The sequence below is a fragment of the Dehalococcoidales bacterium genome (assembly GCA_041652735.1).
Lineage (GTDB): Bacteria > Chloroflexota > Dehalococcoidia > Dehalococcoidales > RBG-16-60-22 > RBG-13-51-18.
This window is the reverse complement of record JBAZGT010000033.1, coordinates 1-20,653: the sequence shown is the minus strand read 5'-3', so window position 1 is coordinate 20,653 and position 20,653 is coordinate 1. Positions and strand designations below refer to the sequence as shown.

Genomic DNA, 20,653 nt, shown 5'->3' with positions numbered 1-20,653 from the left:
ATATGATTGCCCTTCGTTCGGCATTACCTGGAGGCACCGTAAATGTTAACTAGAAGAATAATCATCGCCACCGTGACCGTGCTGCTCCTCATCGTCTTTGTACTCTGGGGCTCCGGCTGGGTGCAGGACCGGGTCAAGGATTCCTCCAACACGGAAAAAGCGGAACTGGTAACCAAGATAGACTCCGTGAACAAGTCTATCGCCGCCATACCGGAGCCGGACGACCAGCTGGTATCCCGACTGGCGCAGCTGCAAATAGAGCTGGAGGAAGTGGGCAAAACCATCCCTTCATCTTTGGACAGCACCACGGTGATTAATTACATCCTGGAGCTGGCCGAGTCCTGCAATGTCACGGCGGTGCCGCTCCAGACCGAGGACTGGTCTCCCTTCGGCGACCATTACATGGTCTATACCCTGCAAATAAGGGCGGAGGGAGAATACGCGGAAATAGCTGATTTCATCAGCCGCCTGGAATCAGGGGAGTACGATAACCTGATAATTTCCAGCCTGGAAATCACCGGCGGCGTCATCCCGGGCGATGAACCGGATGCCGCCAACCTGCAAATAGCCATATTCACCAGGAACTAGCGCGCTAAAGGAGCACTATGATATTCACAACGATACATATTTCGTCCAGCAACATCAAGCTCGTTACTATAAAAGGTAAATCTATCTTTAAGTGGGAAGTGCTGCCTCTGGAGCCGGGGCTGGTGAGGGACGGCAGGATAGTGGACCCGCCGCGGGTGGGAGAGGTGATTGATAACCTGTTCCATTCCGTCTCCGTGCCCAAGAATAACGTTATTGTCACCGTATCCGGCCTGCCCTATACCTACCGGGTCATGGACTTCCCCAAGATGAAGCCTACACAGATTCATGAAGCGATGACCAATAACCTGGCCGGTGAATTCGCCGTGCCCATGGAAAACCTTTACCTGTCATGGGCGCCGGTAAACATCAAACCGGACGCCATAGAATACTTCGCCATCGCCGTGGACCGCCAGTATATCGACTCCATTATAGAGACGGTCAAGTTCGCCAGGATTACCAACTGGTCGCTGGATATCCGCCCGCTGGCGCTGGCCAGGGCGGCCGCGCAATCGGATGCCATCATCGTCTCGCTGGACTACGATTACGTGGATATGGTGCTGGTGCAGGGCGGGCAGGTTAAAAACATGCATATAGCCAACGTGGATATTGAGGTGGAAGACTCAAACCGCGGCAGGTATTACAACCTCTTCGCCAGCGAGCTTGCCAAGCTGATATCCTATAATTCCAGCACGAAGAACAACGAGCCTTCCAGCAGCAATATACCGATATTCGTCACCGGCGAGGTCCTGGCCGACGCCATGAAAACAGGCGCCAAGGAAGATATCCTGGAAGAGCTGCGCAGCGCCACCGGGTGTGCCGTGGAGTTCCTGGCTACCTGGATAGAGTCTCCCCGGCTTTTCATCGAGGAAAACTACGCCACCAACATAGGGCTGGCCCTGCGCAAACTTAAAAATAAAGCGAAAGCCGGCCATGATTTCCGTGATATCAAGCTGGACATGCTGCTGGGGGCGTATGACAAGAAGCCTCAGACCCTGTCCATCGCCTATATCATCGTCCCGGCCATTCTGGTGATAATCGTGGTAGTGATCACCTCGGTTATCAGCGCCAGGCACCAGGTCAATACGGACCTGGACAAGCTGCACGCCCAGCTAAACACGGCCGACCAGACTCTGGTACAGGCCCTGGGGCAGCAATCAAGAGAAAATGATCTGAGGGACCAGATAAATTCCGTTAACGCCCATATCCAGACCTCCCTGGCGGAATACAGTGAAATCCTCGGCAACAAAGGGAAAAACGCGGGCTACCTGGAGGACGTTACCTCGGTCCTGCCGGAAAACTCGGATTTCTCTCTGATTTCCATGGACAGCGATACCATCCGCGTTAGCGGCATCGTGGATAGCCCGTTCGATGTGATTACATATATAAGGTCGCTCCAGGAAACAGGCTACGGCACGCTTAATATCGAGGCTATCGGCAATTCGGATAACGGCACGGATTACCCCTTCACGGTAGTGATTAACGACCCCGGCAATCTCAACGGCAACTAGATTAAATTGGAAAGACAGGCGGGGAAGAAAATGCAGCACCTTGATGATTTATTGAAAATACTGCGGGACAATAATGCCTCCGACCTTCATTTGAAGGTCGATACCAGGCCCCTGATGCGCGTCAACGGCGTATTGCAGTACATTGATACCTGCGGCGCTATAAACAGCGATTTGATGGAGCAGTTCTTCAGGGAAATCACGTCTGAAAAACAGAGAGAGTTTTTTGACCGGGACAAGGAGCTGGACTTCTCCTATGCCGATGGCCCCATCGGCCGTTTCCGCTTCAGCGCCTACATCCAGCGCGGCACTTTATGCCTGACCTGCCGCCTGATACAGACCAATATCCCTACTATAGACGACCTGCTGCTGCCCAACGTCTGCAAGGAGCTCGCCCTGAAAAACAGCGGGCTGATTCTTATCTGCGGCCCGACCGGCTGCGGCAAATCCACCACCCTCGCCGCCATGATCGGCTATATGAATGAAAAAACCAAGAAAATGGTGATTACCATCGAAGACCCCATCGAGTACCTGCACCAGGACAAGCTTTGCTCCTTTTCCCAGCGCGAGGTGGGCATGGATACCCAGTCTTTTTCCTCCGCCATCCGTCACGCGCTGCGCCAGGACCCTGATGTCCTGCTTATCGGAGAAATGCGTGACCTGGACTCAATATCCAACACCCTCACCGCCGCGGAGACCGGCCACCTGGTGCTGACCACCCTCCATACCCCTAACGTGGTGAACGCCATCGACCGTATTATAGATGTGTTCCCGCCGCACCAGCAGGAACAGGTGCGCGTGCAGCTGGCGGACATTTTAGCCGGCGTAATTTACCAGAAACTCATCCCCACCACGGACGGCGCCGGCCGCGTGGTAGCCTGTGAAGTCATGTTGAATAACCAGGCGGTATCCAATCTTATCCGCTCCAAGAAGAACTATCAGCTTTTGACAGTCATTCAGAGCGCCAGTGAAAAGGGCATGCAGACGCTCGATGACGCCATTTTCAAGCTGCATAAAGAAGGCCGGATAAGCCGGGAGGAGGCGCTGGCCAGCTGCGTGGACCGCCTTCAGCTAAAAGACCGGATGACGCAGCGGGGAAGCTCCGCGTCGGCCAATAACCACGCGTGGACTAACAACGCCAACTAGGCAATCGGTTACGGAAACAGACAATGGAAAAAAACCAAAAAGGTTCTACATTAGTTGAGCTGGTGGTGGCCCTGGCGCTGCTGGGGATAATCGGCGGGGTGTTCCTGAGCGCTTTGGGGACTACCTCTAATTCCCGTATGATTTCCGGCGAGCATACCGCCGCCAGGATTATAGCCGCGTCCCAGATGGACGTTATCCTGAACCAGCCTTACTCCTACTTCTATTACCCTATGGATATGCCTCCGGAATACAGCGGCTATACCACCGATATCCACATCGCTAATATGTTTGACGGTGATATCCAGAAAATAACGGTGACGGTGTGGCACCAGGATAAAGAACTAACCAAACTGGAAAGCTATAAGGTAATCCGATGATGTCAGGCAAATTACGTCATATTTTAAAGGGCCGGCGAGGGTTCTCCCTGCTGGAGGTTGTCCTGGCGCTGTTCATTATCACCGTTGTCGGCGCCGCGGTCTCTACCGCCACCTTCCAGATGGTGAGACAGAGCGCCAAAAACAGGGATTACACCACCGCCAGCCAGTTTACCATGAACGCCGTACACTGGATCAGCCGGGACGCGGAAATGTCCCAGTCCATAGGAATCGGCGGGCCCACCGGGTTCCCGCTTACCTTAAGCTGGGTGGATTGGGGCAACACTACCTACCGGGTGGTCTATACCGTGGTAAACGGCCAGCTCAAGAGGAGCTATTCCGTTAACAATGGCACGCCCGTCCAGACCTTGCTGGCGGAATCCGTGAACATGGTTTCCGAAAATACTACCTGCGAATTTTCCAACCGTACACTTACGCTGCGGGTGACCTCCACCGTCGGGGAAGGCGCCCACGCCGTCAGCGTGACAAATATGCGTGAAATTTTCATGAGGTCCATGCCGTAATAATATGAAAAATAACAGATTTACCGCCAAAATAGCCAAAATACCGCGCCGCCGTGAAAGCGGCCAGGCCATGGTCATGGTGCTGGTGTTACTGGTGCTCGGCAGCCTGGTCCTCGCCCCGGTGCTGTCCCTCATCAATAATTCGCTGAAAAACGGGCAGGTTTACCAGCAGAAAACGGATGAAAACTACGCCGCCAAATCAGGGATTGAGGACGCTACCTGGCAGATAAGAAACGACCAGCTTCCCAGTTTATTCCATAGCCCTGACTACGAGCCCTATGACTATAATACCGTCTGGTCCTACTATCTTGACGAGCCGGTAAACGGGCTGATGACGAATGTCAGCGTGCAGAACATCTGGCTGCTCAAGGACATTCCGGTATTGTCCCCTTCTCAGGCCCGCGCCATTATAGAGTCCAACAAGCTGATGGTAACCGGTGATACGGTACAGACCGGCATCCCCCTCGCGGGCGGGAGCCAGATTTCAAGATACGAGGCCAAATATACCTATTACCCTGATGACGGCGAGGACTTAACCGTGGCCGCCTTCGGCGTATGGCTGCCGCGCGGTTTTTCGTACTACACGGATGCCACCCACAAGAGCAGTCTGGAGACCAGCCCCATCTCCGGCCATCCAGTGATGGTGGCCACCTCCCAGTGGGCCGGCAACCAGGCGGTAATCTGGAACTATGCCTCTCCGCCTCATTTTGATGATTTCCCCAGCGAGGGCGTCCTGCCGGTTATCATGAGCTTCACTTTCTACTTTAAATGCGACGACCAGACACAGCCCAGCCTGGAGCCTTATGCCGTTCCCTGGATTAAGACCGGCAACGGTCTGGATTACGGCATTCCTTATTCCTGGAATGCGGATATCAAGGTTTACAAGGTAAGGTCCGCGGTGGGCGAAACCGTCGTGGAAAGCTATTTTGCCAAATCGGAGCTGCGCCAGCTCCAGCAGGCCATCGCCGGGGACTATTACGCCACCGGCAACTCCAACTTATCGGACTCGGACGGCGACCATAACCGCGAGACCTGGCACGACCCCAGCACCGCCGCCGTTACCGGCGATAATATTCCCACGGACGCCGATGTGGCTTACGCCTTCCTTTACTGGTCCGGCTGGGAAAATGAAAACGCGGCGACGACGATTATATCCGACCCCAGCGGCGGCAGCGGCAGCTGGCCGTGGACCGCGGGCAGTCTCTGGTCTATTGCCAGCGGCAGGTTCCAGGGCAGAGGCGATCCCGGCGGGACTACCGCCGATAGGACCCTCACCGCCGCCGGCAGCCTGGCGCTGGCGGAATACGCCTACGGCACTGTAACCGTCTCCATGGAACTGAGCCGGGGCGGCACCCTGGAAAACTCCGACGCTCTTTATTACGCCATCTCTAATAACGGCGGTAGTACCTGGAGCGGCAATATCCAGATATGCTACGGCAACAACGTGCCCGGCACCTTCAGCTTCGAGGTCCCCAAGACCTACGCCAAGGCCGGTTTTATGCTGCGTTTTTACCAGACCCTGGACTCCAGCAGCGAACATATTTATATCAATAACCTGATGGTGACAGCCACCACCCCGGACACCTCGGTGGTCTTCAAGATAAATGACGGCACCGGCTTCAAACAGGTGTACCTGGACGCCAGCGGCGAGCCCAAACAGGGCAGCCAGGAGCTGAACGCCACCAGGTCCCAGGTATTACCCAACTATTCCGGCTCCTCCCCGCACGGTTTTTCCTATTCCAGCTTCTGTGACGTTACCAAGCTGGTAAGAAAGTACAGCCAGGCGCCGGTGGACCCGGCCGTCAACTGGCCCGGCTATGCCACCTACAGCGTGGGCGGCATCTACGCCAGCGCGTCGCCGGAGGACGAATGGGCTTACGCCAACTGGTCGCTGATAATTATCTACACCAGCCCGGCCACGCAGGGCCACCAGCTCTATCTCTTCGATAACTTCATTTACTCCAACCAGAACACATCCAGCGGCGTAAATGTTGATTTTGATGGTGACGGGGAGCCGGGGGGCTATATATCCGGCTTTATCGTCCCGCCCCGGATTACCGGGGTTGCCGGCGTCACCGTTTCCAACGGGGGTTACGGCTATACTTCCGCCCCCACGGTCACCTTCGTCGGTAACGGCACGGGCGCCAAGGCTACAGCCGAGATAGCTAACGGCAAGGTTACCCGCATCATCGTTACCAACGCGGGGCAGGGTTACACCAGCCCGCCGTCGGTCATCCTGACCGGCGGCGGCGGCGGGGGCGCTGCCGCCCAGGCATTGCTGGATGCTAATGCCGCCAAGCTAACCACCTATATGGGCGAGGGCGATGTCTGGTACCAAAACGACTACATAGCCATGAACGGGGTGAAACTCTGGGACGGCACCAATACCGCGGACAACTCCAAAAATAACCCGGATAATGTGTTCAACAGCACCTCGCTGGGGCTGGGTAGTTACGACGGCATAGATATCGATACCCTGGGCATCGACCCGCCTAACGGCCAGTATATAACCTGGGACAGTCATATCCTTTCGCCGGGCGATACCTACGCGCGCATTGACATGGTGACCCATACCGATATCTGGAACATGATATATATCATCATCTCCTTCCGGAGCGAGACGTCCATGGGCGGCATCCTGAGCTACCGCATCATTAACGGGATGTACTAGCTATCCGGGGGATTGAGAGAATATAGTTATCCGGCCTGCCGGCGGCGCTTCCCTATTTTCAGCTGGGCTATCAGCATCGCCAGCAGCACGCAGGCCGCCCCGCCGATTAATCTGAAATTCAGGTTGTCCTCGCCGGCGGCCACGCTGAATATCCCGGCGAAAACCGGCTCCATGGTCAGGATGACCGCCGTGTGCGTGGGTGAAATGACGGACTGCGCCCAGGTCTGCACCACGAAAGCCAGGGCGGTAGCCAGAACGGCGGTAATCACCACCGTGCCCCAGGTAACTAAATCCGGCGGCAGCATTATGCCCCCGGGCGCCGCGGCTAGCAGCATTATCACGGCGGACGTGCCCACCTGCACCAGCGCCAGGCTGTAGGCCTCATGGTGCGGCGACCACTCCCCCAGCCCCACCACCTGGAAAGCCACGAACAACGCGCAGGCCACGGTAAGCAGCTCTCCCCCCCCGAAAGCCCAGCCGTGCAGGCTGAGTATGGCCAGCCCGGCCAGCGCCAGCGCCACCGCTATCCAGGTACGGCCGTTGATTTTATGCCGCAGCATCAGCCAGGCCAGGACCGGCGTAAAGACCACGGACATGCCGGTGATGAAACCGGAAACCGCCGGGGAGACGGTGCGCAGCCCGTAGGTCTGGGTGATATAGCTCATGCCCAGCAGCACCCCCAGCACCACCCCCTGCCACAGCCCCCGCCCGCTGATGCGCCGCACGCTCTGCGGCCGCGCGGCCAGCATCACGATAGTCGCCACGGCGAACCGCACCGCCAGGAAGTCCATTACCGGCATCTTGGCGATGGCGTCTTTAACGATAAGGAACGTCCAGCCCCAGATAGCCGTCATCGCGGTAAGTGCTATCATGGCGAATCCGGGGGAAGACTTCCATTTTAATGGCATACGTGCTCCATGTCTGTAACTAAGTGTGAGAAAATAGCCCGTGCATCATGCGTGTCCGCTGTCAAGAGGGGGGCGGCTGCGCTATATTTGCAGCACTTTGCTCAGGAACAGCTTGGTGCGCTCCTGGGTGGGGTTGGAGAAAAGCCGTTCCGGCGGCCCTTCTTCCACAATCTGGCCTTCATCCATGAAGATACAGCGGCTGGCCGCCGCCCGGGCGAAGCCCATCTCATGGGACACCACCACCATGGTCATGCCCTCTTTAGCCAGGGCCAGCATGACGTCCAGCACCTCTTTAATCATCTCCGGGTCCAGGGCGCTGGTCGGTTCGTCGAAAAGCATTATCTTGGGGTTCATCGCCAGAGCGCGGGCGATGGCCACGCGCTGCTGCTGCCCCCCGGAAAGCTGGCTGGGGTAACAGTCCGCTTTTTCCGTGATGCCAACCTTGTTCAGCAGGGCGATGGCCACCTGTTGCGCCTCCGCCTTGGGCCGCCGGCGCACCATGCGCTGGGCCAGCGTCAGGTTCTCCAGCACGCTGAGGTGGGAAAAGAGATTGAAGGACTGGAAGACCATGCCCACCTCCCGCCGCACCGCGTTAATGTCTTTGGCGCTCTTGAGGCGTATGCCGTCCACCACTATCTCCCCGGAGTTGTTGACCTCCAGGTGGTTGATGCAGCGCAGCAAAGTGGACTTGCCGGAGCCGGACGGCCCCAGGATAACCACCACCTCGCCGACCTGCACGTCCAGGCTGACGCCGCGCAAAGCGTGCACCCGCCCGAAGTACTTATGTACGTTATCTATATGGATGATCGGTTCCGGCACTAGTATTTTCTCCTCTTTTCCAGCCAGTATACGATACGTGCGGAAACCAGGGTCAGGATAAGGTACATCAGGGCGACCATCGTCCAGGTTTCGATGGGGTTAAAGTGGGCCGCCATGTACTCGTGGCCGCGGCGGGTGATGTCGGCCAGGGCCACGGCGCTCACCAGCGAGGTGTCCTTTATCAGCATGATGAACTCGTTACCCACCGGCGGCAGCACCACCCGGAAAGCCTGGGGCATGACGATGTACCTCATCGCCTGGAAATAGTTCATGCCCTGGCTGCGGGCCGCTTCCATCTGCCCCTTGGGCACGCTCTGGATGCCGGCGCGGAAGATCTCCGCCATGTAAGCGCCGTAGCAAATCACCAGCCCCACAATGGCCAGGAACATGGCGCTGGAGGTGTAGTTCTCCATGGCGGAAAAGTGGATGGCCCGCCCGATGTCCTTAACCACTGCCGGGGCGGCGTAATACCACCAGATAAGCTGTACCAGCAGCGGTATACCGCGTACCATTTCCACGTAGAGTGTCGTGATAAAGTGAATGACGGGATTATTAGCGATTCTGCCCAGCCCGCCTATCATGCCCACTATCAGGATAAAGACAAAAGAGATAAGCGTGAGCTGGATGGTAAGCCACAACCCGTCCACCAGGAACTTGAACATACCCCAGTAGGGATCTGATTTGAGTGTTATCAGCAGGACGAAAATAACGACAACACCTGCTACCAGCCACCACCAGGGGTCGAGGCTCGCGGTAGGCTCCGACCCCGGCATGAACTCGATTTTCACCGGTTCCGGCGGTGGTGCTGGCCGAGGCGTTGGCCTCCCGGAAAACACTCTGCCCGGATTCCTGAACAGGTCCTTTAAAGGCAACCTTGGTTTACCCTCCGGCTAGCCATTTGGCGGCATACTGGTCTATCAGGCCTTCGGATTTGACGGCAGCCAGCGCCTTGTTGATTTTTGCCAGCAGGTCCGTCTGGCCCTTGGCCAGGGCGATACCGTAGCTTTCCGTGGTGAACATCTCGCCGATAGTCTTCAGCTTGTCCGGGTTCAGGCTGACCCAGTTGGCGGCAACCGGCGCATCGCAGATAACGCCGTTAATCTGGCCATTCATCAGGTCCTGGAAAGCCAGGGCGATTGTATCGTAGTTTCTCAGCGTGACGCCGGAGAGCTTTTCCACTTCCATGGCGCCGGTGGTGCCCAGCTGGGCGCCCACGCTGCCGGTCAGGTTGTCCTTGCTGGTGAAGGTGGTGTTGTCTTTAGCCACGACTACCATCTGCCCGGCGGTGTAGTAGGGGTCGGAAAACAGCATTTCCTCGGCGCGGGCGGGGGTGATGGTGATGCAGGAGATGGCGATGTCATAGGTGCCCTGCGCCATGCCGGCCAGCAGCGGATCCCAGCCAACGTTAACGAACTCTATTTCCAGGTTCGCTTTTTCCGCGATGGCGTTCATCACGTCGATGTCGAAGCCCTCGATAACCTTGTTGTCGTTGATGGTCTCGAAGGGCGGGTAGGTAGCATCGGTCACGACCTTTATCTTGGTCGGCTCCGAGCTGCAGGAGGTAAATATTATCCCGCCCAGCAGCACCCCAATGACCGCAAGCATTAGCAGTTTTTTCATCAAGTCCTCCTCAAGAATTATTCTGGCTCGGTAACATCATAACAAAGTCAGCCGTGTTTGAAAAGTTTGTTAAGAAAATCAGAGGGAAAATAGAGGTAATTGTTAACTTTTGTTAAGGGAGGTATAATATCTCAACATCATTTCTAAATGCCTTGTTTTCCGACGTTGCCTGCAAACAAGAAGGAGGGAAAAATGCTGAAAGATTTTAAGGCCTTTATCACCAGGGGGAACGTGGTGGATCTGGCGGTTGGCATCGTGGTGGGGGTGGCTTTCGGGGCTATCGTGACCTCACTGGTCAATGATATCGTCATGCCGCCCATCGGCCTGGCGCTGCACAATATTGATTTTTCCAACCTGATGGCGGTTATCCGGGATGGCGCGATCCCCGGCCCGTACGCGTCCCTGGCCGCCGCTAAAGAAGCCGGCGCGGTGACCATCAACTATGGGCAGTTCATCAACACGATTATCAATTTCCTCATCGTGGCGGCGGTCATCTTTTTCTTCGTGATACGCCCCATTGCCCGCCTGCACGCGCCCAGGGAGGAAGCCGTAGCCGCGCCGCCCGCCACAAAGGAGTGTCCCTATTGCTTCACTGCCATCTCCATTAAAGCCACGCGCTGCCCCAACTGCACCTCGGAGCTGAAATAATAATAGTGTCATTCTGAGGGAGCGTAGCGACCGTGAGAATCCCCCGTAGCTGTCCTGTCAGGTAAATGATTCCCCCTCTCTGCCGGCGGAGAGGCCTGCCCGCGGTACAAGACTTTGGCAGGCGGGGGGACACAGGGGGAGAGGTTAGCCACTATAAAGTAATACAAAAACTCTTATTTTCTCCACTATTGCCGGGCCAATAAAAAAAGGGCAGGCTATATTGCCTGCCCCAAAATCTCTAACCCCTATTCCCTGCCCCCTAATCTCTACCCCCTATTTTTATCTGCTGCTGCTTTATCAGGTTAATCATGGCATTGGCTAATATTGGGTCGAACTGGGTGCCGCTGTACCACTGGATTTCTTCTATGGCGTCCGTCCGGGTAAGCGCCTTGCGGTAAGGCCGATCGGCAATCATGGCGTGGTAGGCGTCGGCCAGGGCTACAATCCTGGCGCCCAGCGGGATTTCCTTGCCGCGTATAATCTGGTCCAGCCCGCCGCCGTCGAAGTGATCGTGGTGGTGTGATATTATGTCCACTACCCTGTCATTCACGAAAGGGCGCACCAGGTTCGGCCCGATGATGGCATGGGTCATAATGTGCCGGTACTCGCTGGACGTCAGCTCGCTGGGCTTGTTGAGAATATCCGGGTCTACCGCTATTTTGCCCACGTCATGCAGTAAGGCCGCCCAGTGCAGGTCTTCCAGCTCCTCCGACCCGAGTTTCATCTGTATCCCCAGCGCCACGGCGGTTTCCGCCACCGCCTGGGAATGGTCTTTGGTATAGGAATCACAGGCTTCCAGCGTATTTACCAGCGTCTGGATAGCGCTGAGGAACAGGCGCCGCGGCTCTATTTCCTGTTTATCCGCTTTTTTGCCCAACTCCTGCAAATAGCGCTGGATTTCCAGCGCCACCTTGCGCTTGTCCAGCGTGCCGGTGACGCTCTTTAAAATCTGCTCGAACTTGAACGGCTTGTTGATGTAGTCCTGCGCGCCGTCCTGGATGCATTTGGCGATTACCCTGGCGTCATTCACGCCGCTGGCCATGATAACCGCCGTCTCCGGGAAAAGCCTGGTGATATCCGGCAGCACTTCATTGCCGGGCCTCCCCGGCATATTGATATCCATTATCACGAGGTCGGAAGGTTTGCTGTCCAGCTTGTTTAGAGCCTGTTCGCCGCTTTCCGCTTCGTCACAGATATAACCGCGTATACTCAAGCCCCGGGATAATATGCACCGGATGGCTTCCTCATCATCGACCAGTAATATACTCTCTTTAGACGTTGTCATTCCCAAGCCTCCTGGTGCTTTACCAAATGTACACCGTTATTTTAGGAGGTGAATGCTAAACAAGATATTAATAAGCCCCGGCGGGGCATAAACAAAAAATAAATTTCAAGGACTTTCAGACGAAGGAAAACACGATTATGCGGGGAGATTGGGGCCGGGGTACCCGACTTTATTGTAACCCGATGGTACTGAGCCGGGTGTAAACCGGGCCTTCGCGGGTGAGCTGGCTGCGCATCAGGCTAAAGCCGCTGACTTTTATCTCATGGCTTGCCCCGAACGATGTTTTGCTTATAAGCTGTCCCAGCGCCTGCCTGGCGTCCGGCGCGGCGTAGTCCCGCACCCGGGCGATGGTGAGGTGGGGGGTAAAGGCGCGGCCCTCGGCGGGAAAGCCCAGCGGCACCAGCGCCGCCTCGACGCGTTTTTGCAGTCCGGCGAGAATATCCAGGTCTCCGGTCAGCCCCACCCAGACCACCCGGACGCGCCGCGTATCCGGGAACACGCCCAGCCCGCTCACGGCGATGGAGAAAGGGCGGGTGCCGCGGGCGGCTTCCTTGAGCGCCGCGGTTATGCCCCCGGCGGCGCCGCTTTCTATATCCCCCAGGAACTTGAGCGTCAAATGGATGCTTTCCGGCTCCACCCACTTTACCGGCGCCCCGCCGGAGGCTTTCAGCTTTTCCTCCAGGGAGGCCAGCGCCCGCTTCACGTCCTGGGGCAGCTCGATGGCGACGAACGAGCGTATCTGCTCCATCATATGGACTTTACTCCGAGCAGCCTGGCGGCATTGCCGTAGAGGATTTCCTGCCTGGCGTCTTCCGGGATATCGGCGGCTTTGATTTCATTGATGACCCGGCTCTGGGCTATCACCGGGAAATCGCTCCCGAAGATAATCCGGTCCGCCCCGGTCAACTGGCTTACCTGCCGGTATATTTCCGGCCTATACAGATACGGCGAAATCGCCGTATCGTAATACACGTTTTCCAGCGCCGCCCGCACCTCCGGCATCAGGGTGTAAAACGGCAGGCCGCCCCCCCAGTGGGCGCAGACCACCGGCACATCCGGAAGACCGTTGATAAAAGAATACAGCAGGCCGGGCGTGGCGTTCCCCTTGCCGGGGTAAATATGCCCCACCGGCTCCGAGGCATGGGTGAGAACGATAAGTTTGTGTTTTAAAAGTAAATAGCAGAAAGGCTTGAGCAGGTCCTTGCGGGCGTAGTCCAGCCCCTGGGTGTCCGGCCGCAGCTCCCCTATTCCCCTGAGCCCGCCGTTCACGCAGCGCTCTATTTCCCGGAGAGAAATATCTTCCGTGAGAGAGCTTACCGCACCGAAGCCGATAAGGCGGCGGGGGTAACGCGCCACGCTCTCCATGATATAGTCGTTGGTCTCCAGGCACAGGGCGGGCGTGCTCCAGCCGTAGTTGACGATGACGGAGATATCCACCTCATCCCGGTCCATCCCGGCGATGAGTTCCGGCGCGCCGGCTATTTTGACTTTTTCCCCGGCGTATATCTGGCGGAAAGCCGCGTCCCCGGCCGCGTAATCGCTGCGTTTCTCTTTTACCTGCGGCGGCAATACATGCGTGTGGAAATCTATTATCATCGTCAAACCACAAACCCGCAGCGATTTCAGGCCGGAACGGCTATTCTTTTTTCTCGGGCGCCTTTTTCTCCGCCGGTTTCTTGTCCGTGGCGGCTTCCGCTCCCGGTTTGCCGGCCGCTCCCGGTTTGCCAGCCGCTCCCTCCGCGCCTGCCTCGGCCCCCTCTTCACCCTCGGCCACCGCCGCTGCCTCGGCCGCTGCCGGTTTCTCTTCTTCAGCCTTGACGGTGAGTTCGGATACCTTGGCCACGAGCTGCTCGGGGTCGTCGTGAACGGTGATATCCGGGTCGAGAACGATGTCCTTGACGTGTAACGACTGGTCCAGCTCTATTAGTACGCTTATATCGACTTCAATCTGCGGCGGCACTTTTTCCGGCAGACATTCTATGCTCAATACGTTGAGACCGCGGGACATGATGCGGCCTTTGCCTTTCATCGCCGGGGCTTCGCCGACCAGGACGATGGGGATGTCCATGGTCATCTTTTCTCCCTTTCTGACCTGGAAGAAATCAACGTGCAGGAGCTGGCGGCTCAGGGCGTCCCGCTGTATTTCCCTGACGAACACCGTCCGGGCGTCCTTATCCCCTTCCACTTTCAGGCTGATAAGGCGTGTCGTCCCGGCCTGCGCCAGTATTTTTATCAGCTCGTCGCTGTTGCACTGGAGCGCCTGTGATTCCAGACTATGTCCGAAGAGATGCGCCGGAATGATTCCCTGCCTTCTTAAAAACCGGGATTTTTTCCCGAGCACTTCCCTTTTAGTGGCCTTAATTTTAAGTTCCTGCATCTGCGTACCCCTTTCAACCTTACAATTTAATCATAAACTACGGGAAAAATCAATTTGGGGGCTTCCGGGAGCTGCGCAGTCTCCGCTGCCTCTATTTCCACTGATTTGCCCGTTTGCGCCCTACCCATAGACTCACCGCTGCTTATAAGATATAATATGTCACATAAATACAATTGATTGACCGGCAAGAAAAAACATGTTACTTTCATCCCGCTGCCAAGGAGAATAGCATTTGTTTAAGAAAATCCTGATAGCCAACCGCGGTGAAATCACCGTGCGCATTATCCGCACCTGCCGGGTGATGGGCATCCGCACCGTCGCCGTGTATTCGGACGCGGACAAAGACTCGCTGCACGTGCGTCTGGCCGATGAAGCCTATCCCATCGGGCCGGCGGAAACGATGCTAAGCTACCTCAACGCGGAAAAGATTCTGGAGGTGGCTAAGACCTGCAAGGCCGACGCCATCCACCCCGGCTATGGCTTTCTGGCGGAAAACCCGGAGTTCGCGGAGATGTGCGAGCAGCGGGGCATGGCCTTTATCGGCCCCCCCAGCCAGGCCATGTACAAGGTCAAGCCCAAGCACGCCGCCCGCAACCTGATGAAGCTGCTGAATATCCCCGTCGTGCCCGGCCACGACCATATCCTGCTCAACGGCACGGTGGAAGGCTACAAGCAGGTGCAGGAAGCGGCCGCCGGCATCGGTTACCCCATCGTCGTCAAACCTTCCGGGGGCGGCGGCGGCATCGGCATGACCGTCGCCCACGATGATAAAGAGCTGGCCAGGGCCGTGCAGTCCGTGGAGGGGCGGGGCCGCAAACTCTTCGGCGTTTCTTCCTTCTACCTGGAGAAATACCTCACCAATATCAAGCACATCGAGTTCCAGGTGCTGGCGGACAAGTACGGCAACGTCATCCACCTCGGCGAGCGCGACTGCTCTATCCAGCGGCGTTTCCAGAAGCTTATCGAGGAGGCGCCCTGCTCCATATTGTCCCCCCACCTCCGCATGAAAATGGGCGCCGCCGCCCTGGATATCGCCCTGGCCATGAAATACGTCAACGCCATGACGGTGGAGTTTTTCTATATCCCCAAGACCCAGGATTTCTACTTTAACGAGGTCAATACCCGCCTCCAGGTGGAGCACTGCGTTACCGAGCTGGTCACGGACGTGGACATCGTCAAAGAGCAGATAAAAATAGCCGCCGGGGAGCAGCTTTCTTTTACCCAGGACGATATCAGCCGCAAGGCCTGGTCCATCGAGTGCCGCATCACCGCGGAAAACGTGGCCCAGAACTTTCTCCCCTCCCCCGGCCAGATAACCCGGCTGTATTTGCCCCACGGCCCCGGCCTGCGCATCGACGAGGGCATTTACCAGGGCTATACCGTGCCGTTCTACTACGACCCCCTCCTGTGCAAAGTGATGACCTTCGGCAAGAGCAGGGAGGAAGCCATCCAGCGCATGAGGTGCGCCCTGGACGAGATAATAGTTGAAGGCATCCAGACCAACCTGCCTTTCCACCGCGTGGCGCTGGAGGACAAGACCTTCACCAGCGGCGAGTACACCACCAACTTTATTGAAAAGCAGGACATCGTCGCCCGCGTGCGCAAGCTGGCCCGTAAGGACAAGGCTGGATAATGGAGACTGACCGGTTCGCTATCCCCCCCCTTTCCCCCGCCAGGGTCATCGGCCTGCGGGAAAGCGCCTTTGCCGCCGACCTCTTTATCACCGCGGTAAGCTATTTGGACTTTTTTAACCGGCTCAGCGAACGCCCCCTGGACCTGGGCGGCATTTGCCGCGCCTTCAATATCAAAGAGCGCCCCGCGGATGTGATGCTGACGCTGTTCAAAGCCTACGGATTGCTGAAAACTAAAGACCGGAAATTTTACCTTACGGATACCGCTGAATCCTACCTTACCCATGAGTCCGGCTTTGATTTGACCTCCTACGTCAGCTCCCTGAAAGACCGCCCGGTGTGCCTGGATATCGAAAAGGTGCTGCGCACCGGCAAACCGGCCAACTGGGCCGCCGCCAAGACCGGCAAGGACTGGGCGGCCTCCATGGCCGACGACGCTTTCGCGGCGGGTTTTACCGCCGGCATGAACAGCCGGGGGGCGTACCTGGCGGGCGGGGTGATGAAAGCTATAGACTTGACCGACTATAAAAAACTCCTGGATATCGGCGGGGCGTCTGGCATTTACGCCGCGGCGCTGGTGACGGCTTACCCCCGCCTGAAAGCGGCCGTCTTTGAAAAACCCCCGGTGGACGGGGTGGCGCGCTATTCCTTGAAAAAGCTGGGGCTGGACAAGAAAATCGGGGTGGCGGCGGGGGATGTCTTTAAGGACCGCCTGCCCGGCGGCTATGACGTCCACTTTATCTCCCACGTTTTGCACGATTGGGACCTGCCGGAGGTCCGCACCATCCTGAAAAACTCCTATGAAAACTTAAGTCCGGGCGGCATCATCATCCTCCATGACGCCCATATCAATAAAGCCAGGACCGGCCCGCTTTCCGTGGCGGAATACTCCGTGCTATTAATGGTGCTGTCCGAGGGCAAGTGCTATTCGTTCGGGGAGATGCGGGAGCTACTGGAAGAGGCAGGCTTTAGTGACGTGGGGTATAAGCGGACGATCCTGAATCGTAGTATCGTTATCGGCCGTAAATAGACGCCCCGCCGCCCGTCATTATATAATGGACTCGTGATGACGCCTTCGGGTAATATCCCTAAAAACGATGCCCCGGTTTTTTCTTCCCGTGAAGACCTTGCCGCCGTCTCTAAACGACTGCGCCGCGATATCGTCACCATGATTGCCAAAGCCGGCAGCGGCCATCCCGGCGGCTCTTTATCCGCCGTGGAAATCGTCGTCTCGCTCTACTGGAAAATCATGCGCCATAAACCCGCCGACCCCTCCTGGAGTGGACGCGACCGCTTTATTTTAAGCAAGGGGCACGCCGCCCCCGTCCTTTACGCCTCCCTGGCGGAATGCGGCTATTTCGCTAAGTCGGAGCTGGATACTTTAAGGCAGATGGACAGCATCCTCCAGGGCCACGCCGACCGCACCTCCACCCCCGGCGTGGAAATGTCCTCGGGGAGTTTGGGGCAGGGGCTCTCGTTCGCGGTGGGCGCGGCGCTGGCGGGGCGACTGGATAAAGCCCCCTGGCGCGTTTACGCCCTCCTTTCCGACGGCGAGTGCGACGAGGGCCAGACCTGGGAGGCCGCCATGTCCGCCGCCATGTTTAAAGTGGATAACCTGACCGCCATCGTGGATAACAACGGCATCCAGCTGAGCGGCTTTAATAAAGACATCATGGAACTCTATCCCTTCCCCCAGAAATGGTGGTGTTTCGGCTGGCACGTCATGGAAATTGACGGGCACGATTTTAACCAGCTGCTGAATGCCCTGGACGTGGCCCGTAACTTTAAAGGGCAGCCCACCGCCATCATCGCCCATACCGTCAAGGGCAAGGGCGTCAGCTTTATGGAAAATAACGTGGACTTCCACGGCAAAGCGCCCAACGCCGAGCAACTGGAAAAAGCCCTGAAGGAGCTGGCCTGATGGCGGAAGAAGTCGCCCTGCGTGACGTGTACGGCCAAACACTGGTGGAGCTGGGCCGCGAGAACCCGGACATCGTGGTGCTGGACGCCGACCTTTCCCCCTCCACCATGACGTATCACTTCAAAAATGAGTTCCCGGCGCGCTTTATCGAGGTGGGCATCGCCGAGGCCAACATGATCGGCATTTCCTCCGGTCTGGCCGCCAACGGCAAGATACCCTTCGCCAGCACCTTCGCCGTTTTTGCCACCAGCCGCTGCTTCGACCAGATACGGGTGTCCGTGGCCCAGGCCAAGCTCAACGTCAAGATAGTGGCCACCCACTCCGGCCTGACCGTCGGCGAGGACGGCGCCTCCCACCAGGCGCTGGAAGACCTGGCGCTGGTCTGCTCCCTGCCCGGCTTTACGGTCATCATACCTGCGGACGGCATCGAGACGGCCCAGGTGATACGCGCCGTGGCCGCCCATCAAGGCCCCTGCTACGTGCGCCTCATCCGCGGCAAGCTGCCGCTGGTCTGCGCCGGCGATTATAAGTTTGAAATCGGCAAGGCTTACGAGATGAGAAAAGGCACGGACGCGACGATTATGGCCATCGGCACGATGGTATCGCCCGCCCTGGAAGCCGCCGCCGCTTTAGCGCCGGAAGGCATCGATTGCCGCGTGCTCAATATGTCCACCCTCAAACCTATCGATGAAACGGCCGTCCTTAAAGCCGCCGTGGAGACCGGCGCCATCGTTACCGCCGAGGAGCACCAGGAGCACGGCGGGCTGGGCGGCACCGTGGCCCGGATTGTCGTTAAACACCACCCCGTCCCCATGGAAATGGTGGCGGTCAAGGATAAATTCGGCATGTCCGGCAAACCGGCGGAGCTTTTGGTACGGTACGGGCTGACGTCTAAAGACATAGCCGCCGCCGTACGCGATGCAGTTAAAAGAAAGATTTAGTTGCTGCCGTCATTCCCGCTCGTCCTGAGTGAGCGACTTTGTCGCCATCCCGCACCGATTCGTACCTCATCCGGTGTCCCGCATGACCATAGGGAATCGGGACATGACGCAGGAATCGGGACTTGTCGAAGGAGAAAGCGGGAACCTGGTCGTACCCCTCCCCCTTTTCCCCGCCCCCTGTCATTCTGAACGCAGTGAAGAATCCGCCCCCCCTTATCCCTCCGCTCATCCTGAGCCCCGTCGAAGGGTCCAGCGCAGCCGTACCCCGTATGTTAATCGGGTTAAACTACGGCTGAAATCCATCCCTCACTATTTTGGGGTATTGACGTCCCTCTTTCGTAAAGAGGGATAGGAGGGAGTTTTTTCTCCGGTTGTCATTCCAAACTTAAAGGAATCATCAGTCCAAAAAACTAATCGCCGCGGATGGCCATTCCTTCATGTCCACCTTGATGCCGGCTTCCTTGAATATCTCGATAAACCGGTCGTCGGCATAACGCCCGAAGCTGACAAACCGGGCAATCCGGGCGTTCACCAGCATCTTGGCGCAGAGCACGCAGGGGGTGTGCGTGCAGTAAACGGTGCTCCCCTCCAGGCTGACGCCGTGCAGCCCCGCCTGGATAATCACGTTCTGCTCGGCGTGGATGGCGCGGCATATCTCGTGGCGGGTGCCGGACTCGATGCCCAGCTCGTCGCGCAGGCAGCCCAGCTCCAGGCAGTCTTTAGCCCCCGCCGGCGCCCCGTTATAGCCGGTCGTTAAAATGTGCTTGTCCCGTACCGCGATGGCCCCCATGTGGTGCCGCAAACAGGTGGAGCGCTCCGCCACCACGGAGGCTATTTTCAAACAATATTCGTCGAAGTCCGGGCGTTTGGCTGCCGTCATCTTAACCTCGCCGCTATTCTCTCTACCTGCTTTTTCAAAGCGCCCATATCGGCGTCGTTCAGTATGGTGAAGTCCGCCATGGCTATCGGCCCGCCTTTATTAACGTTCTCTATCTCGGCGCGGTCGCGTCCGACGGCCTGCTGCGGGGTCAGCGGCCTCACTTTACGGCCGGACAGCCGCCGGTACCTGTCCTGCGGCGATGACCACACCCCCACCACGTAAAAATTGCTGCCGTAATGCTCTTTAAGGTAAAGGTACTCCTCCCAGGAATAGAGCCCGTCCACCGCCACGCTGGCGTTTTTCAAAGCGGCGTCGATGCGGGGGGCGCTCAGGATAGCGTAAGCCGCCATGCCGTGCTCCCGCCGGATGCGTTCCCGTTCCGGCCGCTCGTTCTCTTCGGTCAGCGGCAGGCCCAGTTTTTTCACCGCTTCGTCGGTCACATCCCCGAACCTCACCACGGTAAAGCCCTTCTGGCTGAAAAGCCGGGCCACCTCGGATTTACCGGAGCCGGTCATACCAACTATCGCCACCACTTTCATACCGTTCATTATAAGCGGTTCGGGTAGAAATTGACAATTTTTACAGATACATCGGCCTTCACCCCGAAAACGGTAATCAGGGTTCTCCGCTGCTAAAACACCTTGTCCGACCAAATAATAAACAAAAATAGGTGAGCCGGTCATAATAACCGGCTCACCAGAGTATTCCAATTTTTGGTCTAGCTGTTTGACCAATTGACGTTAAACTGTCTTGTCTTCTATCACAGCCGCAAGCGCGTTCTGTTTGACAGATTCAATGCCAGTCATCGCACTTTC

Annotated in this window: 21 protein-coding genes; 11 read left to right on the top strand and 10 right to left on the bottom strand. The window is 57.3% G+C overall.

What is annotated here, in order from left to right:
- The first annotated feature begins 42 nt into the window (after positions 1 to 42).
- Genes WC370_10350 through WC370_10325 form a run of 6 tightly spaced genes read left to right on the top strand, consistent with a single transcriptional unit; the run spans position 43 to position 6,808 of the window.
- On the top strand, positions 43 to 588 hold the full coding sequence (locus WC370_10350) for a hypothetical protein (protein MFA5309866.1): 546 nt from the start codon (positions 43 to 45) through the stop codon (positions 586 to 588).
- A 17-nt stretch (positions 589 to 605) separates the two neighbouring features.
- Positions 606 to 2,096, top strand: a complete 1,491-nt coding sequence (locus WC370_10345; protein MFA5309865.1) for a hypothetical protein — start codon at positions 606 to 608, stop codon at positions 2,094 to 2,096.
- Between the two features lie 30 nt (positions 2,097 to 2,126).
- Positions 2,127 to 3,239: a PilT/PilU family type 4a pilus ATPase gene (locus tag WC370_10340; protein ID MFA5309864.1), complete on the top strand. Its 1,113-nt coding sequence runs from the start codon at positions 2,127 to 2,129 to the stop codon at positions 3,237 to 3,239.
- Positions 3,240 to 3,262: 23 nt separating this feature from the next.
- The gene (locus tag WC370_10335; GenBank protein ID MFA5309863.1) at positions 3,263 to 3,616 is read left to right on the top strand and encodes a type II secretion system protein; all 354 of its coding nucleotides are present in this window, start codon (positions 3,263 to 3,265) and stop codon (positions 3,614 to 3,616) included.
- A complete protein-coding gene (locus WC370_10330; protein MFA5309862.1) occupies positions 3,613 to 4,137 on the top strand; it encodes a prepilin-type N-terminal cleavage/methylation domain-containing protein in 525 nt (174 codons plus the stop codon). Before WC370_10335 ends, WC370_10330 begins: the two co-directional genes overlap by 4 nt.
- A gap of 4 nt (positions 4,138 to 4,141) precedes the next feature.
- A complete protein-coding gene (locus WC370_10325) occupies positions 4,142 to 6,808 on the top strand; it encodes a hypothetical protein (GenBank protein MFA5309861.1) in 2,667 nt (888 codons plus the stop codon).
- 26 nt (positions 6,809 to 6,834) lie between these two features.
- Here the strand turns inward: WC370_10325 and WC370_10320 are convergent, their stop codons facing one another.
- The 4 genes from WC370_10320 to WC370_10305 all read right to left on the bottom strand — a co-directional run bounded on the left by WC370_10320 (position 6,835) and on the right by WC370_10305 (position 10,155).
- The gene (locus WC370_10320; GenBank protein MFA5309860.1) at positions 6,835 to 7,716 is read right to left on the bottom strand and encodes a DMT family transporter; all 882 of its coding nucleotides are present in this window, start codon (positions 7,714 to 7,716) and stop codon (positions 6,835 to 6,837) included.
- 81 nt (positions 7,717 to 7,797) lie between these two features.
- On the bottom strand, positions 7,798 to 8,535 hold the full coding sequence (locus WC370_10315; protein MFA5309859.1) for an amino acid ABC transporter ATP-binding protein: 738 nt from the start codon (positions 8,533 to 8,535) through the stop codon (positions 7,798 to 7,800).
- Positions 8,535 to 9,323 (bottom strand): amino acid ABC transporter permease, encoded by a 789-nt coding sequence (locus WC370_10310; GenBank protein MFA5309858.1) that lies wholly within the window; start codon positions 9,321 to 9,323, stop codon positions 8,535 to 8,537. Before WC370_10310 ends, WC370_10315 begins: the two co-directional genes overlap by 1 nt.
- A 91-nt stretch (positions 9,324 to 9,414) precedes the next feature.
- On the bottom strand, positions 9,415 to 10,155 hold the full coding sequence (locus tag WC370_10305; GenBank protein MFA5309857.1) for a basic amino acid ABC transporter substrate-binding protein: 741 nt from the start codon (positions 10,153 to 10,155) through the stop codon (positions 9,415 to 9,417).
- 192 nt (positions 10,156 to 10,347) lie between these two features.
- Between WC370_10305 and mscL the strand changes: the two genes are divergently transcribed.
- The gene (gene mscL / locus WC370_10300) at positions 10,348 to 10,803 is read left to right on the top strand and encodes a large conductance mechanosensitive channel protein MscL (GenBank protein ID MFA5309856.1); all 456 of its coding nucleotides are present in this window, start codon (positions 10,348 to 10,350) and stop codon (positions 10,801 to 10,803) included.
- Between the two features lie 259 nt (positions 10,804 to 11,062).
- Here mscL and WC370_10295 read toward each other — a convergent pair whose 3' ends face one another.
- The 4 genes from WC370_10295 to WC370_10280 all read right to left on the bottom strand — a co-directional run bounded on the left by WC370_10295 (position 11,063) and on the right by WC370_10280 (position 14,465).
- A complete protein-coding gene (locus WC370_10295) occupies positions 11,063 to 12,088 on the bottom strand; it encodes an HD domain-containing phosphohydrolase (GenBank protein ID MFA5309855.1) in 1,026 nt (341 codons plus the stop codon).
- A 169-nt stretch (positions 12,089 to 12,257) separates the two neighbouring features.
- The gene (gene thpR / locus WC370_10290; GenBank protein MFA5309854.1) at positions 12,258 to 12,839 is read right to left on the bottom strand and encodes an RNA 2',3'-cyclic phosphodiesterase; all 582 of its coding nucleotides are present in this window, start codon (positions 12,837 to 12,839) and stop codon (positions 12,258 to 12,260) included.
- Positions 12,836 to 13,684 carry an amidohydrolase family protein gene (locus WC370_10285; protein ID MFA5309853.1) on the bottom strand — a complete coding sequence of 283 codons (849 nt, stop codon included), beginning with the start codon at positions 13,682 to 13,684 and terminating at the stop codon, positions 12,836 to 12,838. Before WC370_10285 ends, thpR begins: the two co-directional genes overlap by 4 nt.
- A gap of 40 nt (positions 13,685 to 13,724) precedes the next feature.
- Positions 13,725 to 14,465, bottom strand: coding sequence for a 50S ribosomal protein L25 (locus WC370_10280; GenBank protein MFA5309852.1), 741 nt, complete (start codon positions 14,463 to 14,465; stop codon positions 13,725 to 13,727).
- 232 nt (positions 14,466 to 14,697) lie between these two features.
- Here WC370_10280 and WC370_10275 point away from each other — a divergent pair, with 232 nt between their 5' ends.
- Genes WC370_10275 through WC370_10260 form a run of 4 tightly spaced genes read left to right on the top strand, consistent with a single transcriptional unit; the run spans position 14,698 to position 18,958 of the window.
- Complete coding sequence (locus WC370_10275; GenBank protein MFA5309851.1) at positions 14,698 to 16,098, top strand: acetyl-CoA carboxylase biotin carboxylase subunit; 1,401 nt, start codon at positions 14,698 to 14,700, stop codon at positions 16,096 to 16,098.
- Positions 16,098 to 17,126: a methyltransferase gene (locus WC370_10270; protein MFA5309850.1), complete on the top strand. Its 1,029-nt coding sequence runs from the start codon at positions 16,098 to 16,100 to the stop codon at positions 17,124 to 17,126. The genes WC370_10275 and WC370_10270 overlap by 1 nt, the downstream gene beginning before the upstream one ends.
- Positions 17,127 to 17,162: 36 nt before the next feature.
- On the top strand, positions 17,163 to 18,017 hold the full coding sequence (locus WC370_10265) for a transketolase (protein ID MFA5309849.1): 855 nt from the start codon (positions 17,163 to 17,165) through the stop codon (positions 18,015 to 18,017).
- A complete protein-coding gene (locus WC370_10260) occupies positions 18,017 to 18,958 on the top strand; it encodes a transketolase family protein (protein ID MFA5309848.1) in 942 nt (313 codons plus the stop codon). Before WC370_10265 ends, WC370_10260 begins: the two co-directional genes overlap by 1 nt.
- Before the next feature lie 397 nt (positions 18,959 to 19,355).
- On the opposite strand, the gene WC370_10255 is transcribed toward WC370_10260, so the two are convergent.
- Both WC370_10255 and WC370_10250 read right to left on the bottom strand, forming a co-directional pair.
- Complete coding sequence (locus tag WC370_10255; GenBank protein ID MFA5309847.1) at positions 19,356 to 19,838, bottom strand: cytidine/deoxycytidylate deaminase family protein; 483 nt, start codon at positions 19,836 to 19,838, stop codon at positions 19,356 to 19,358.
- Entirely contained in the window at positions 19,835 to 20,386 is a 552-nt protein-coding gene (locus tag WC370_10250; GenBank protein ID MFA5309846.1) for an AAA family ATPase, read from the bottom strand. Before WC370_10250 ends, WC370_10255 begins: the two co-directional genes overlap by 4 nt.
- Positions 20,387 to 20,653: the final 267 nt, after the last annotated feature.